We start from the raw sequence: 14,968 nt of genomic DNA, 5'->3' as shown, positions 1-14,968 counted from the left end.
GAAAATACAACTGAATCCGTCAGCGTCCCGGCAGTCTGGTGATCCAGGCCCGGGACTCTGCGGGGTCGATAACGTCGTCCAACTCGAAGGTGGTGGCCGAGCGCAACGCTTTGCCGTGTTGGTAGGCCGCCTCGACGAGCTTGTTGAAGAGGGCTTGGCGCTCAACGTCATCGGCAGCCGCGGCCAGTTCTTTGCTGAAGCCCAGGCGTACCGCCCCTTCCAGTCCCATGCCGCCGATCTCACCGGTGGGCCAGGCGATGGTGAACTCGGGCGCGTGAAATGATCCGCCCGCCATGGCCATCGCGCCCAAACCGTAGGCTTTGCGCAGGATGATCATTCCCAGCGGCACCGTCAACCGGGCGCCGGCGATGAACATGCGCCCGAACCGGTGCACGGAGGCCTCCTTCTCCGCTTCCGGCCCGACCATGAATCCAGGTGTGTCACAAAGCGAAATCACTGGCAGCCGGAACGACTCGCACAGCTGCAAGAATTCGGCGACCTTGTCCGACGCCTCCGCATCGATCGCGCCGCCGAGGTGGTGACTGCTGTTGGCGATCAGCCCATAGGCGACGCCCTCGACGCGGACCAGCGCGGTGACGATACCCACACCGTAGTCGGGGCGCAGTTCCAGGACGGAGCCCACGTCCACGATCGACTCGATGGCCCGGCGTACGTCGTAGGCACGTAATCTGTTCTCCGGAACCACATGTCGCGCCAGGCGAGGGTCCGGCGCCGTCCAATCGGCCACGCTCCCCTGGAAATACGACAGATATTGCTTGGCGAGCGCAACCGCGTGCGCTTCGTCGCGCGCGACCAGACTCACCACGCCGTTGCGACGCTGGACATCGATCGGCCCGATGACTTTCGGTGAATACACCCCCAGCCCACCGCCCTCGATCATCGCCGGGCCGCCCATCCCGATGTTGGCGTCAGGAGTAGCGATGATCACGTCGCTTACCCCGGCCAGCGCGGCGTTGCCGGCGAAACAGTAACCGGAAACGATCGCCACCAACGGAACCTGGCCGTTGAGCGCCGCCAGCGTCCTGAAGGTCGGGACATCCAGTCCCGCCATGCCCCCGACATCGGTGTCACCGGGCCGGCCGCCGCCGCCCTCGGCAAACAGCACCACCGGCAGGCGTTTTCGGACGGCCAAGTCGAACACTCGGTCGGTCTTGGCGTGGTTACGCATGCCTTGCGTACCAGCGAGCACCGTGTAGTCGTAGGACACCACGACCGCCTCAGCGGCGGCGCGCCCGAACCGATCCGCCCCGATCGTCGCCAGACCGGCCACCAGACCGTCGGCGGGGGTGTTCAAGATCAGGTCCTCTTCCGACCGTCGGCTGCGCTGCGCGGCGATCGCCAGCGCACCGTATTCGACAAAGCTGCCGGGGTCTACCAAGTCGGCGATGTTCTCACGCGCGGTGCGTCGGCCCTTCTCGTGTCGCTTCGACACCGCGGCTGGGCGTCCCTCGTCGAGGGTGAGCCAGTGTCGCTGTCGCACCTCTTCGAGATCGGCGCGGTGACGGTCGAGATCGACTGCAGCGGTGGCGGATTCACTGTCAATGGACAAGCCGGTTCGGGTATAGACCAACAGTGCATCGCCGGTCCCCACCACCTGGCCGGGCGTCACCAGATTGCGCACGGTGCGCAGCGCGGCGGGAGCGGCCAACACGTGTTGCATCTTCATCGCCTCGAGGACCACCAACTGCTCGCCGCCCGCCAGCTCGGCGCCTTCGACAGCGATTTCAACGACGGTTCCGGCCATCTGAGCGCGCAGCGCTTCCTCATCCGGGTGCAGCTCGACAGCGGCCACCCGAACGCCGCGCTGATGAGACAGCGCCGCGGCGGCAAGCTCGGGCAGCCTCGCGTCGAGGAAATCGGTAGTTACGACGCCCGACTCGAACTGGCTTTCCGACAACAACTCCCGCAGCAGGCCGACGTTCGTGGTGACGCCTTCGATGCTGAACTCGGTCAACGCGGTGCGCGCTTTGCGTATGGCGGCGGGGAACGACGAGCCATGCACGTGGGTGATGACCTTGGCCAGCAACGAATCGTAGCGAGGACTCAGCGCAAGGCCCGGCTGGGCGTAGGTGTCGACGCGAACTCCCGGACCGCTCGGCGGCGTAAACGTTGTCAGGGTGCCGGCGGACGGAAGAACGGCGCCGTCGGGAGCGAGAGTCTCGGCGTTGACCCGCGTTTGAATAGCGACGCCTCGCACGGCAGCAGGCTCACCGATGGTTTCACTTCCGTCCGAGGCAATTCCGGCGGGCAGTCCCAATTCGTAGAACGAGGCACCACCTGCGATCTCCAACTGCGCAGCGACCAGGTCTACTCCGGTGACTTGCTCGGTGACCGTGTGTTCCACCTGGATTCGCGGGTTGATCTCTAGGAAGACGAACTCGTCACCGGCGACGAGGAATTCGACGGTGGCCACGCCGGTCAGTCCCACCCTGGCGCAGAGCCGGGTCGCGGCCTGGTGCAGGCCGCGTCGCAGTTGGTCGGAAAGTCCTTGCGCAGGCGCAATTTCCACTAGCTTCTGGTAGCGCCGCTGGACGCTACAGTCACGGTCGCCGAGCGCGAGCGCACGCGTTTGGTGCCCCACCGGGGCAGCCACGACCTGTACCTCTATGTGCCTGGCTTCGTTGAGGACAGCCTCGGCGAACAGGTCCGGGTTGCCGAATCCTAACTGCGCTTCGGCGGCGCACTGGCGGTAGGCCGCGTCGATCTGATCCCGACTGTCCACCCTGCGCATCCCACGGCCGCCCCCACCGGCCAGCGCCTTGATCATGATGCTGCCGTCCTGGGCGGCGAAGAACGCGCGGATGTCGTCGATGCTGCTGGGGCCCTCAGTCGCGGCCAGCACCGGCACCCCGGCGGCGGAAGCAGCCGCGCGGGCCGAAGTCTTGTTGCCGACCAGCTCCAGCACGTCGGCGGCGGGTCCGACGAACCTGTAGCCGGCGTCGGCACAGGCGCGGGCGAATTCGGCGTTCTCACTGAGGAACCCGTAGCCGGGATGGATCAGCGCCGCACCAGATGTCTTGGCCGCGGCGAGGATCGCGGCGCCGTCCAGGTAGCCAGGTACGCCGATCGCTTCGTCGGCGGCATGCACGTGCGGACTTTCGGCATCGTCGTCGGCATAGATCGCGACGGTGTTGATACCCAGTTCGGTTGCTGTGCGGATGATTCGGACGGCGATCTCCCCACGGTTCGCGATGAGAAGGGTCGCATCGAAATCGCGCGGTGGTACCCGCATAGGCCATAGCGTACGGCCCTGTTGTCAGAAGCCGCGCTTGGGCATGACGACCGGCTTGACTCCGTACCGGGGCAGAATGATGCGCTCGTCGTCGGCACCCGCGACGATTCGGAGCGTCGGCGTCACTGCTTCGACCAATTCGTCCTCTTCGGGGGCTGACCAGCTCGCGAAGTGCACGTCAGTGCCGGCGGCCAGCGCCGGCGCCGCGAGGGACCAGGTCTTTGGCACCGACAGGCTGCCGACCGCAGCGGCATCGCCCAACGCGGCCGCCAACGGAGGTGAGTTGGCTATCGCTGTCTTGAGCCCGCTGCCAGCCGCACTACCGCCCGAAATGGCAGCGCTACTGATGGACTGGGTTTTGTTGCCGGCCCCCAGGACGACGGCATTGGTGATGATGTCCGTGGTGTAGTCAGCGACACCGCCCAGCCCGTGCGTCCCATAGTGAAAGAGCCCAAGCTCGGCAACCTCATCGATCTCGTGGTAAAACGTCACCCATTCCGACTCGCCGAGCGTCGACGCCGCCGGTGACGCGAGGGCCATCAAAGCTTCGGGACCCTTGGTGACCAGGTTGGCGAGATCCGCTTGCCGGGCGCCACCGGATGCTGCGGCTTGGCCGACAGCGGCGGCTTGATTGGCGATTCCGGCCGGATCGTTGGCGTCTGACGGGCTGGTCAGCGGCTCCAGTTTCCCGGCAAGGGCGCAGGTGGCCGCGTACTCGTACATGGCCATGGCATCTTGGGCCCACATTTCGCTGTAGTGCGCCTCAGTGGCCGCGATGGCCGACACGTTTTGCCCGAGGACGTTGCCGGCTACCAGTTCGGCCAACAGGGCACGGTTGCCGGCAACGGCGGCCGGTGGAACCGTCCTAGCAAACGCCGCCTCGAAGGCGCTCGCGGATGCCATGGCCTGCGTCGCCGCGCGGCCCGCCGACTCAGCCGTGCAGTTCAGCCAGGCTAGAAAGGGCTGCGCCGCGGCGGCCACCGACAGCGACGCGGGACCCATCCACTGGTCGCTGGTCAGTCGCGTGACGATCGCTTCGAAGGAAGAAGCGGTATTGGCAAGTTCTGCGGCTATGCCATTCCATCCAGCAGCCGCCGCCAGCATGGGTGCTGCACCCACGCCGGCGTACATACACTCGGAGTTGACCTCCGGGGGTAGCGCTCCAAAATCCAATCAGGCAGTCCGTTTCACGTCGGGTTATCGGCGACGAGTGCTGCACAACAGGAGCTATTCCCCCCCTGACTCGAGCACGTCGTCGGTCTGAAATCGGCGACGATCCGGGTGCGAGTTTACCGACGGCGACAGCTGCGCGGCCCGTGTAGCGCGTATTGTCATGCATCCCACACACTGTCTGCGGCCGCGCTGAACCGACGTATTTTCCCTGGCAGAGACGCCGTACCTGGTTAGACCATCCGCTGGCTCGGCATGACCACCGGCTTGAATCCGTACCGGGGCGGCCCGGCGAAACCGTCCCTGGAGCCGGCGATGCCGGGCGCGCCTGGCACCGCCACCATCGCTGCGGACTCCTGGGGGACAGCCCAGCCCGTGCCTTCCAGCACCGTGGTGCCGGTGGTCATCGCCGGCGCCGCGCTAGACCAACCGACGGGCACCGACAGGCCGCCAACCGTGGCGGCTTGACCCAAACCGGCCAGGGCCGGAACCGCCCCGGCAATCGCCGGCGTCGTCGTGTGCGCCAAGGCGGCCGCCCCCGCAGCACCGGAGATGGCGCCGACGGCCGGCGCCGCGGTGTTCAGCGTGTGGCCCAGGAACACCGCGGTGGTGATGCCCGCCATCGTGAACCAGCCCGCGGTGTTCACCACACCGTTGACGGTGTTCATCACGAACGGTGTTTCGAGCAAAGCGGAGATCTGCTGCGCCACGGTATCCAGCGCGGTCGCCTCTGCCGTCGACGCGACCGGCGTGGCAAAACCCATCACGGCATTGGGCACGTTGCTGATCAGGTTCCCCAGACCCGCCTGCTGGACGGAGTTGGCTGCGGCGATCGAGCCGACCGCCGCAACTTGGTTGGCGACTCCGGCCGGGTTGGCGATCTGCGCCGGCGGGGTCAACGGGTTGAGCCGCCCGGCGACGGCCGAGGCGGCCGCATATCCGTACATGGCCAACGCGTCTTGCGCCCACATCTCGGCGTAGTGGGCCTCGGCGGCCGCGATCGCCGGGGTGTTCTGGCCCAGGATGTTGGTCGCGACGAGTCCCGCCAGCAGAGCCCGGTTCGCCGCGACCTCCGCGGGCGGCACCGTCATCGCCAAGGCTGACTCGAACGCTGCGGCCGACGCCGTGGCCTGTGAGCCGGCAAGTGCGGTGGATTCGGCGGTGTAGGTCAGCCAGGCCATGAAGGGTTGGGCCGCGGCGGCCATCGCCAGTGACGCGGGGCCCATCCATTGCTCGGTGGCAAGTTGGTTGATCACCGACTCGAAGGATGCCGCCGTCGTACTCAACTCGGCGGCGATGGCATGCCACGAGGCCGCGGCGGCCATCAGCGGCGCCGCCCCGGCTCCGGCGTACATGCGGGCGGAATTGACCTCAGGGGGCAAAGCTCCAAAATCCATTACTGTATTCCGTTTCGCTAGAAGGGATTTGGCTGCACTCAGACGGCCCGCGCGGCAGTCATGACCAGGGGCTTGACGCCATAGCGTGGCGCGCCAAAGCCCGCGTTACTGCGCGTGCCCAATGTCCCTGGGGCCCCCGGGAATATCGCCATCGGAGCTGTGGGCGGGGCGGGCGCCGTCCAACCGGCGACCTGCGCGGGCGCGTGGCTTGCCACCAGAGTGGCGGACCCGGCCCATGATGGCGCCCGCACGCCGATCGAAGACGCGGCGCCGAGGCCGGCAGCCATCGAACCACCCACGGACCCCGCGGCGGCGGGCTCCGCGACGGATCCCAGTTCCGACATGCCCTCGGCACCCGCGCCGGCGGCTGCGGCCCCCTCCGCGGGAAGCAGACCGCCATTGGCCATTCCGATCAGGTTCGAGGCTGCCGAAGCCCAGTTCCCTACCCCGATATTCGCAACGTTGGCGAGGTCCGACAGCGCCCTCTGCGTGGCGGCCCCCGGCACGGCCTCAGCAGTTCCCGTCACAGCAGAGAACGGAGAGGCCGCCGCGGACGAGTTGACGCTTTCGGCGGCGGCATAGGTATCGGCACTGACGCTCAAGGTGTTGACAAACATGTCGTACATGGCGGAGACCTGCGCGCTCAGCTCTTGATAGAGGGTGCCGTACGCCGCGAACTGCGCCGCCTGCAACGCCGAAACCTCGTCGGCGGCAGCGGGGATAACGCTCGTCGTGGTCGGCGCGGCCGCCGCGTTCTGGGCGAACATCGCCGATCCAATCGTGCCCAGCTTGCCCGCCGCAGCCGCCAATTCTTCGGGCTGTGTGACCAGAAATGACATCTTCTCGCTCCTTCTGTGTGAACATGCCGAACGTTCGGAGGCCTACGGGGGAGACGCCAAGCCACGAATCCGAGTACGGCTCCTTCAAAGCCCACGCAGCGGTCGCCACACCGCTATTTCGAGCGTGACACCTTGTCGTGTGCACCGCACCGAAATCGGTCAGCGAAGTGGCGGACCCCAGCGCACCTCTTCACGCAGCCGGCCCTTGAGCAGCTTGCCGCCGGCATTGCGGGGCAGCGCATCGCTGACCACCGTGATGTATTGCGGAAGCTTGTAATCGGCAAGCTGGCCGCGGCAGTGTTCCAGCACCGCGGGAACGTCGATTTCGGCTGCGCCGCCGAACAATACGGCGCCGACCTTCTCCCCCATGACCTCGTCGGGCACGGCGAGCACGCATGCGTCGGCGACGTTGGGGGCACTCAGCAACGCGGCTTCCACCTCGACGCTGGAGATGTTCTCGCCACCCCGGTTGATGATGTCCTTCATGCGGTCGATGATGTGTACGCGACCGGCGTCGTCGACCCGAACCACGTCGCCGGTGTGCAGCCAGCCGTCGACGATGGCGGCCTCGGTCGCCTCCGGACGGTTCCAATAACCGGCCGTCACGTTGGCTCCCCGGGTCACCAATTCACCGACCAGTTCGCTTGAACCGTCATTGAGGGGGACCACACCGAGGTCCACCGACGGCACCGCATAACCGACCGAGTCGGCGTGCTCGATGGCTTCGCCGTCGGGCAACACGGTCATCAGCGAGGCGGTTTCGGTCATGCCGTACCCGTTGAACACGGTGGCCTGCGGAAACGCCTCCTTCACCGACCGCACCAGAGAGGGGGCGATGGGCGCGCCGCCGTAGCCGACCCAACGGACGCTGGACACGTCCGCCGCGGCGAAATCCTTGTGCCGCAACAACAGAGAGTAGATCGCCGGGACGGTGACCATGAGCGAGATGCGTTCAGCGGTCAGAGCGGTGATGAGCCCGTCGAGGTTGAGGGCGGGCATGATCACCGCCGCTCCCCCGAGCCGCGTGGCCGCCAAAAGTTGTGAGTTGCAGCCGGTCACGTGGAACAACGGCACCGAGATGAGGGTGCGCAACCCCGCACCGAGATCCCTGGGCTGGTTCAGACACCGGATGCCGTTCTCGGTGTTGGTCACGAAGGCCGCGTGGGTGGTCGGCACCCCTTTGGGATGCCCCGTGGTGCCCGACGTATAGAACAACGCGGCAATGTCGGTGGGGCCGAGTTGCTCGGTCACGTAGGGTCCGCCGTCGGGCAGCGGCGCGTCGGGCGTCAGGTCCACCTCGGCGCCGGCGTCGGACAGCACGAACTCGACCTCCGGCTGAGCCGACCGCGTATTGACGGCCACCACCACCCCGCCGGCCATCACCGTGCCCCAGAACGCCAGCACCCAGTTCAACCCCGCTGGATGGCGCACGGCCACACGGTCACCGGGCTTGAGGCCAGACTCACGCAACCCACCGGCAACCCGCGATGCCCGATCCCACAGCTGTCGGTAGGTCAGCCGTCCCGCGCCCAGCTCGACCACAGCCTCGCTGTCCGGACGCTGGTCGACCTGCGCGGCAAGCACGTCCAGCAGGGTGGCCGGCAACCCGTCGTAGTGCGGAATTCCGTTGTGGTCAACAGAAACATCCGTCCGCGGGAACGGGTTGTGGTCGCGCGAAACCCTTACTACGTGAGCCGTGTTGCGAGCCATCTTGCGCTACTCCATCACTTGGCGACCGCCCTCTGTGCGCAACGGTACTCGCGACGACCCGCCGACAAACCTACGATGCACCCCATGAGCCTGGTCAGCTACAACCTGGAAGACCACATCGCCACCATCACCCTCAACCGCCCCGAAGCCGGCAACGCCATCAACGGCGCCCTGCGACGCGAGTTGAACGCGGCCTGGGACCGATTCCGCGACGAGGAAGACGCCTGGGTCGGAATCCTCACCGCCAACGGCGACGTCTATTGCGCCGGAGTCGACCTCAAGGACGGCGAGGGGGCGGTCGGCACTTTTGGTGGCACTTTCTGGGAGAAGCCGACCATCAACTCCTTCGAGAGCGGGATGGAGTTGTTCAAGCCGACGATCGCGGCCGTGCACGGTCCCTGTGTCGGCTACGGGTTGACGGGCGTGCTGTTCTGCGACTTCGTCATCGCCAGCACCGAGGCCACGTTTTCGTACCGCGAGGTTCTCCTCGGCATGCCCACCATCGTTGGAGCCATCCGCCTACCCCAACGGGTGCGCTGGGCGCACGCGATGGAACTCCTGCTGACCGGGCAACCGATCAGCGCCGAGCGTGCTCTGGAAATTGGCCTGGTGTGGAAGCTGGTGGAACCCCAAGACCTGCAGGCCGAGGCCCGAAAGTGGGCCCAAACCCTCACCGCTGCGGCGCCTCTGGCCCAGCGCGCCACCAAGGAGGTGGCGTGGCGAAGCGCCAACATGGGTTGGATCGAGTCGGTCCGCTTCGGCGAGACCATGCGCCGGGTCGTTGGGGCCACCCAGGACCTGGCCGAAGGTTTTCGCGCGTGGCGGGAGAAGCGCAAGCCCGACTGGCAAGGCCGCTGACGCGACCGGGTGTCCTATCGTGTTGCCGTGACGATCGACGATGTCGCCTTGACGCCCGAGCCGTTCTTCACCGTAGACGGAGACTCCTACGTTCCGAGCGACACGACCCGGGGGCCGTGGGGCGCGGCGATGGGCGGTCAGATCGTCGGCGGCCTCTTGGGTTGGGGAATCGAGCAGTCCGGTGTGGATGCGGACATGCAACCCGCCCGCTTCACCGTCGACCTGCTGCGTCCGGTTCTGTTGGAGCCGGTCCAACTTCGGACCTCGGTACAACGGGAAGGCCGGCGCATCAAACTCGTCGACGGCACTCTGGTGCAGCACGGCAAGACCGTAGCGCGGGCCAGCGCGCTGTTCCTGCGACGAGGTGAGGATCCCGGCGGAGAGGTGTGGTCGGCGCCCGCAGAGATGCCACCCCTGCCGAGCAACTCCGAAGGTTTCCCGGCGGATATGCCGTTTCTGATCTGGGGATACGGCGCCACGAAGGATGGCCATCCTGGTATCGCTGCGGGCGAGTGGGAACAGACCCATTCGCAGAAGTTCGCCTGGACGCGGTTGTTCCGCCCCCTGGTGGAGGGGCATCCCTTGACGCCGTTCACCCGCCTGGCGTTCGTGGGTGATGTGACGAGTTCGCTAACCCATTGGGGCACAGGCGGATTACGCTATATCAACGCCGACTACACGGTCACCGCCAGTCGGTTGCCGGACGGCGACTACATCGGCCTGGCCGCCCAGACTCACCTTGGCACCGCCGGAGTTGCCACCGGCAGCGCCATCCTGTTCGACCAGCACGGGCCGCTGGGCACCAGTTCGGCGCAGGCTCTGGGCCAACCGGCCGAGGCGTTTAAGCCGAGACATACCTAGCCCGGTTTGCTAGGCCGCCCTAGCCTCGATCAGGCTGTATGGCGACGCCGTCGGAATCACCCGGGTCATCTTGAACCCGGCGGTTGCGAGCAACGTGCCGTACTCGTCCTCGGTGCGCTCCCGGCTGCCGTCCAGACCCAACAACATCTCGAGGTCGGCCCACTTGCCGACAAAGTCGCGGTCGTGGTCGGGAATCACCAATTCGGCCAGCACCACCCTGGCGTCGGCGCCGCCGGCGGCGCGCACATTCCGCAAGATCGTCACGGCCTGGTCGTCGGGCCAGTCGTGGATGATGTGTTTCAGGAAGTAAAGGTCGGCTCCTGCCGGGACGCCGTCGAAGAACGACCCTGTCTCGATCTGAATTCGTTCTGCCACACCGAGTTTGCGTAGCAGCGACTGCGCTCCGGGGACGACGTCGGGAATCTCGAAGAGCACGCCGCGAGCGGCCGGCACGGCCGTCAGAATCGCGGCCAACAAACGTCCGTGTCCGCCGCCGACGTCCATGATCATGCGGTACGGCGTGAAGTCATAGGCGGCGACCACGGGCAGCTCCGCCATCTCCGAGATGCTGGTCATCGCGCCGTTGAAGAGCTCTGCCAGGTAAGGGTCATCTTCGAGGTAGGCGAAGAATTCCTTGCCACGCAGGCGCGGAATGCTCGCCCTACCGGTTCTGACCGACTCGGCAAGCATGCTCCAATGCTCGCGGTGCTGTGGCGATCCGTAATAGCGCGCGGCCGCGTTCATCGAGCCCGCAGCATCGGTCCGCAGCGTGGCCGCGAGCGGAGTGAGGGCATACGAGCCGTCCGTCCGTCGGCGGAATACACCACGACTGCACAACGCTCGCAGCAGTCGGCTCGGCGCATCGGGATCGGCACCTATCTTGGCCGCAAGATCGTCGGGCTGCATCGGGCCGGCGACTAGTGCGTCGGCAACACCCAGTTCCGCGGCGGCTTCGATGGCCTGAGACGTCCAGCCCGCAAGAATGAGTTCCACCATCGCGGCGGGCGGGGGAACGAGTCGCTGATGGAGGCGATAGAGGTTATACCGAAGGCGGTCAACCAGTTTCACCAATCGAGGCGGAGGTACGCGTGTTGATTGCATTGCCGTTCACGGCTCTGCAGTACTATTAGATGGAGTTAACTACTTTCAATAGAGCCAACTATATGGAAAATGGGGTGCGGGTGTCAACTTCACACGAGGTGCGCCGCCGAAACTATGACAACAGGCGTCGGCAAGCCGACGCCGAAGCCCGGCAACATCGCATCGTCCAAGAGGCGACAACGCTTTTCGTCGAGCAGGGATTCGCCGCTACGTCGATCGACCAGATCGCGAAGGCGGCTGAAGTCTCAGCCCAAACGATCTATGCGACACACGGATCAAAGGCCGGCGTGCTCTCCCGGGCGATCGACGTGGCAGTAGTCGGTGACCACGCCCCCGATACCGTGGCCGATCGATTGCCGGTGCTCACCGGTGATTCGATTGAGTCGTATCACGTGTTCTTCGCGGTCACCGCAAGTTTCGTACGGGGACTACACGAGCGGGTGGCACCGCTGGTCCGAGTCATGCTGCAGGCCGGACTCGATGAAGTTCGGATGCGGCTGACCCGCGAGATGCACGCCAACTGTGCGTTGTTGGTGGCACGACTGGGGTCGGCAATGCGTACCGGCCTCACTGAAGCCCAAGCCGCCGACATCTTGGTCACCATCCAATCGCCGTACGTCTATTCGATGTTGATCGATGACGTGGGGTGGTCACCAGATCAGTACGAGCAATGGTTGGCCGACACACTGGCCCGCATGCTGTTGCGGCCGGAACTCTTGGCGGAATGATCAGGTCCTAGAGTTCGGCAACAGCGATCGAACCTGCATCACGGACTGCCTTTTCGTTGGTCGTGAGTTCCGCGATGGTTCGGTAAGTGAGCGTGTCCGGATCCACGGCCAGTGAATGCGCGTCTTGGACGCTGAGGCGCTCAATGGCGTCTTTGGAGGCAAGGACAACCCCGCCGTGGGCTGCATGCTCGATGCGTGCGGCTTCGTTCATCTCGTCTCCGAGTGCGGTGACTTCGAGCCGGCCACGCGTAGAGACCTGGCCGACCATGAGGGTGGCACCCCAATGCACGCCGACCTTGACGCGCATGCCGTCCCTCAATGCCGTTGCTCGGTCACGAATTTCGCGTGCCGCCTCAATCGCGCCGCGCGCCGCGATGCTGTCACCGCCGGCATCCTCAGCAAGAAACAATGCCGATGCGCCGTCCCCGGCGTGCTTGCCGAGAATTCCCGTGTGCGCGCCGACCACCGAATCGATCAGGTCGGTCAGCGCGCGGATGAGGTCGAAGTAGGCGCGTGACGACAGTCGTCGGGACAGTTCGCCAGATGCTTCGAGGTCGGCGAACAGGATCGCCGCTGCCCGACGGCATGGCTCGCGAAGGCGATCCATGCGCCGGTACATAGCGGTGTCGCCGCGATCCAGCCGCATGGCAAGGCTTTGCGGCAGGCTCGGGAGCGCCAGCATGAGAGTGCCGATGAAACGGCCATCGGCGTCGTGCAGCCTGATGTGTACGAGATTGGCCGGGCCGGGCCACGACTTGTCGAACGATGCCAGCTTCTCGAAATTCATGTCGATTCGATGCGCCAACGTCGGCGGCGCGGGCGTGAGCTCCCGGGCGCGCCGGGCGAGCCGGCCAAACACCTCGTCGAAGTCCGGGTCGGACGGCGGCACGTCGCGCACCATGTGCGGGCCGACCACCCGCCAATATCGACTGCCTGTTTCTCGGTCGGTTACCCAGTCCGGGTGGTGGTCCGCTCGGACGTTCAGTGACAACCCGTAGTGGTGGTGCATATCGGCCGGGTCCAGTCCCAGACCGAGCGCGTCCTCACTTGTGGTGTAGACAACGCGCCACTTGTGGTCGAGGATCTCGGCCGCGGCTCCCGCGTCCTCCAAAGCCTGTGCCAACCCCCGCAGCTCCGGCTGCTCGGGCAGCGGTAGCGGCGGCGTCTCGCCCACGAACCAACCGTACGACACAACGCCGCTGCTCGGGGATTCATGACGTGGCAATTTGGATCCACGCAGCGACTGAACAAAGCTGGTGGAGCCGTTCCGCCGGTAACCATGAACGCATCGTCCCCCCGTGGACGTCCGCCGCCGAATCGCTGGACAGCGACGTGTGGGTCACCCCATCAGCTGAGCGGCGACGGTCGCCCCGAGGTTCCAGCACGCTTCGACATCGGCCTTGCTGGGTTTGCCTGAGACCACGACGGTTTCGGCGGCCTGCACCCAGCCCAAGCCGGTCGTAATGGCGGCCAAGCCGCGCTCGGCCCCCTCGGTGCCCTCGTTGCCGTGCAGCCAGACGCCGAAGGGTCGGCCCCGAGTGGTGTCCAGCAGTTGGTAATAGGCGCAGTCAAAGGCGTGCTTGAGAGCCCCCGAGATGTAGCCCAGGTTCGCCGGGCTGCCCAGCAGGTAACCGTCGGCTTCCAGCATTTCGACCGGCGACACCGTGAGCGCGGGCCGGCGCACCACATCGACACCCTCGATCTCGGGATCCGTCGCCCCCGCCAGCACCGCCTCGAACAGCTCCTGACAATGCGGCGACGGCGTGTGGTGGACGATGAGCAACCGCTTGGTCACCGGCGGGCCTCCAACTGGACGGCGGTTTTCATGGCCTCCCGCGCCCGGCGCCGGTCGCCCGCGTAGTCGTATGCCCGCGCCAACCGGTACCAGCGGCGCCAATTGTCCGGGTCGCTTTCCAGTTCCGTGCGCACGCTGTCGAACAGCGCGTCCGCCGCGGCGCGCTCAAACCGTCCCGAACGCCGCCGCGGCAGCGCACTGACGTCGAGTTCCATCCCGTCTTCGGCGATCATGCGCGCCAGCTTCTGATGCGCGAATCCCGCGCGCAGGGTGGCGATCATGGCCCACAAACCGATGAACGGCATGATCAGCACCGCCAAGCCCAACCCGACGGCAGCGGCGCGATCTGAGCCGATCATCGCGATCGCCAGGCGGCCCAGCAGCACGAAATAGACCAGCAGCACAACGCAGAAGAAGGCGATGAACAGTTGGGTGCGCAGGGCGCTCGCGTTATTCGTCATTCCAAATCGAGCAGGGGCTCCAAGCCGACGGTGAGGCCGGGACGTTCTTTGACGTGACGCACGGCCAACAGCACACCGGGGACGAACGAGGTGCGGTCGAGGCTGTCGTGGCGAATGGTCAGCGTCTCCCCCTGGGTGCCGAACAAGACTTCCTGGTGCGCGACCAAGCCGGACAGCCGCACGGCGTGCACCGGGATGCCGTCGACGTCGGCGCCACGGGCTCCAGGCAGGCTGGTGCTGGTGGCGTCCGGGTTAGGCGGCAGGCCTTTTCGGGCCTCGGCGATCAGTTTCGCGGTACGCGTCGCCGTACCCGAAGGAGCGTCGGCCTTGTTCGGGTGATGCAGTTCGATGACTTCGGCCGAATCGAAGAAGCGTGCGGCCTGCTTGGCGAAGTGCATGGACAACACGGCGCCGATGGCGAAGTTCGGCGCAATCAGCACCGCGGTCTCGGGCTTCTGGGCCAGCCACGACTCCACCTGCCGCAGGCGCTCGGCGGTGAACCCGGTGGTGCCCACCACCGCGTGAATACCGTTCTCGATGAGGAACTCCAGATTGCCCATCACCACGTCGGGGTGGGTGAAGTCGATGACGACCTCGGTATTGCCGTCGGTGAGCAAGCTCAGCGGATCGCCCTCGTCCACCTCCGCGGACAGGGTCAGATCCTCGGCAGCCTCGACCGCCCGGACCATCGTCGACCCCACCTTGCCTTTGGCTCCCAGCACACCTACCCGCATGGGTGCAGCCTACTTCGCGGCCCGGAACGGACGGTCCGGCCGATACCCTTCTTCGGCCTTC

At 66.1% G+C, this 14,968-nt stretch carries 13 protein-coding genes; 3 read left to right on the top strand and 10 right to left on the bottom strand.

Annotated features, from left to right (window positions below; all coding sequences use genetic code 11):
• Positions 1-19: 19 nt before the first annotated feature.
• The 5 genes from BST27_RS03070 to BST27_RS03050 all read right to left on the bottom strand — a co-directional run bounded on the left by BST27_RS03070 (position 20) and on the right by BST27_RS03050 (position 8,369).
• Entirely contained in the window at positions 20-3,253 is a 3,234-nt protein-coding gene (locus BST27_RS03070; RefSeq protein WP_069420358.1) for an acetyl-CoA carboxylase family protein, read from the bottom strand.
• Positions 3,254-3,277: 24 nt separating this feature from the next.
• Complete coding sequence (locus BST27_RS03065; RefSeq protein ID WP_079219724.1) at positions 3,278-4,426, bottom strand: PPE family protein; 1,149 nt, start codon at positions 4,424-4,426, stop codon at positions 3,278-3,280.
• A 230-nt stretch (positions 4,427-4,656) separates the two neighbouring features.
• Positions 4,657-5,820, bottom strand: coding sequence for a PPE family protein (locus BST27_RS03060; protein ID WP_069420360.1), 1,164 nt, complete (start codon positions 5,818-5,820; stop codon positions 4,657-4,659).
• Positions 5,821-5,858: 38 nt separating this feature from the next.
• The gene (locus BST27_RS03055) at positions 5,859-6,659 is read right to left on the bottom strand and encodes a PE family protein (protein WP_069420361.1); all 801 of its coding nucleotides are present in this window, start codon (positions 6,657-6,659) and stop codon (positions 5,859-5,861) included.
• A gap of 159 nt (positions 6,660-6,818) precedes the next feature.
• Positions 6,819-8,369, bottom strand: coding sequence for a class I adenylate-forming enzyme family protein (locus tag BST27_RS03050; RefSeq protein WP_069420362.1), 1,551 nt, complete (start codon positions 8,367-8,369; stop codon positions 6,819-6,821).
• An 84-nt stretch (positions 8,370-8,453) separates the two neighbouring features.
• Between BST27_RS03050 and BST27_RS03045 the strand changes: the two genes are divergently transcribed.
• Together BST27_RS03045 and BST27_RS03040 are read left to right on the top strand one after the other, a co-directional pair.
• Positions 8,454-9,227, top strand: a complete 774-nt coding sequence (locus BST27_RS03045) for an enoyl-CoA hydratase/isomerase family protein (protein WP_069420363.1) — start codon at positions 8,454-8,456, stop codon at positions 9,225-9,227.
• Positions 9,228-9,254: 27 nt separating this feature from the next.
• A complete protein-coding gene (locus tag BST27_RS03040) occupies positions 9,255-10,088 on the top strand; it encodes a thioesterase family protein (protein ID WP_069420364.1) in 834 nt (277 codons plus the stop codon).
• 9 nt (positions 10,089-10,097) lie between these two features.
• On the opposite strand, the gene BST27_RS03035 is transcribed toward BST27_RS03040, so the two are convergent.
• Positions 10,098-11,156 (bottom strand): methyltransferase, encoded by a 1,059-nt coding sequence (locus tag BST27_RS03035; protein WP_308205983.1) that lies wholly within the window; start codon positions 11,154-11,156, stop codon positions 10,098-10,100.
• Between the two features lie 113 nt (positions 11,157-11,269).
• On the opposite strand from BST27_RS03035, the gene BST27_RS03030 reads away from it, so the two are divergent.
• Positions 11,270-11,917, top strand: a complete 648-nt coding sequence (locus tag BST27_RS03030) for a TetR/AcrR family transcriptional regulator (RefSeq protein ID WP_069420401.1) — start codon at positions 11,270-11,272, stop codon at positions 11,915-11,917.
• A gap of 7 nt (positions 11,918-11,924) precedes the next feature.
• Here BST27_RS03030 and BST27_RS03025 read toward each other — a convergent pair whose 3' ends face one another.
• The 4 genes from BST27_RS03025 to dapB form a co-directional block, all read right to left on the bottom strand.
• Complete coding sequence (locus BST27_RS03025) at positions 11,925-13,091, bottom strand: adenylate/guanylate cyclase domain-containing protein (RefSeq protein ID WP_139804986.1); 1,167 nt, start codon at positions 13,089-13,091, stop codon at positions 11,925-11,927.
• A gap of 165 nt (positions 13,092-13,256) precedes the next feature.
• A complete protein-coding gene (locus tag BST27_RS03020; protein ID WP_069420367.1) occupies positions 13,257-13,712 on the bottom strand; it encodes a flavodoxin family protein in 456 nt (151 codons plus the stop codon).
• Positions 13,709-14,173, bottom strand: coding sequence for a hypothetical protein (locus BST27_RS03015; RefSeq protein ID WP_069420368.1), 465 nt, complete (start codon positions 14,171-14,173; stop codon positions 13,709-13,711). The genes BST27_RS03020 and BST27_RS03015 overlap by 4 nt, the downstream gene beginning before the upstream one ends.
• The gene (dapB, locus tag BST27_RS03010; protein WP_069420369.1) at positions 14,170-14,907 is read right to left on the bottom strand and encodes a 4-hydroxy-tetrahydrodipicolinate reductase; all 738 of its coding nucleotides are present in this window, start codon (positions 14,905-14,907) and stop codon (positions 14,170-14,172) included. Before dapB ends, BST27_RS03015 begins: the two co-directional genes overlap by 4 nt.
• Positions 14,908-14,968 lie beyond the last annotated feature (61 nt).

It is taken from the genome of Mycobacterium intermedium (assembly GCF_002086275.1).
In the GTDB taxonomy this organism is placed as follows: Bacteria; Actinomycetota; Actinomycetes; order Mycobacteriales; family Mycobacteriaceae; genus Mycobacterium; species Mycobacterium intermedium.
This window is presented reverse-complemented; position numbering and strand designations above follow the sequence as displayed.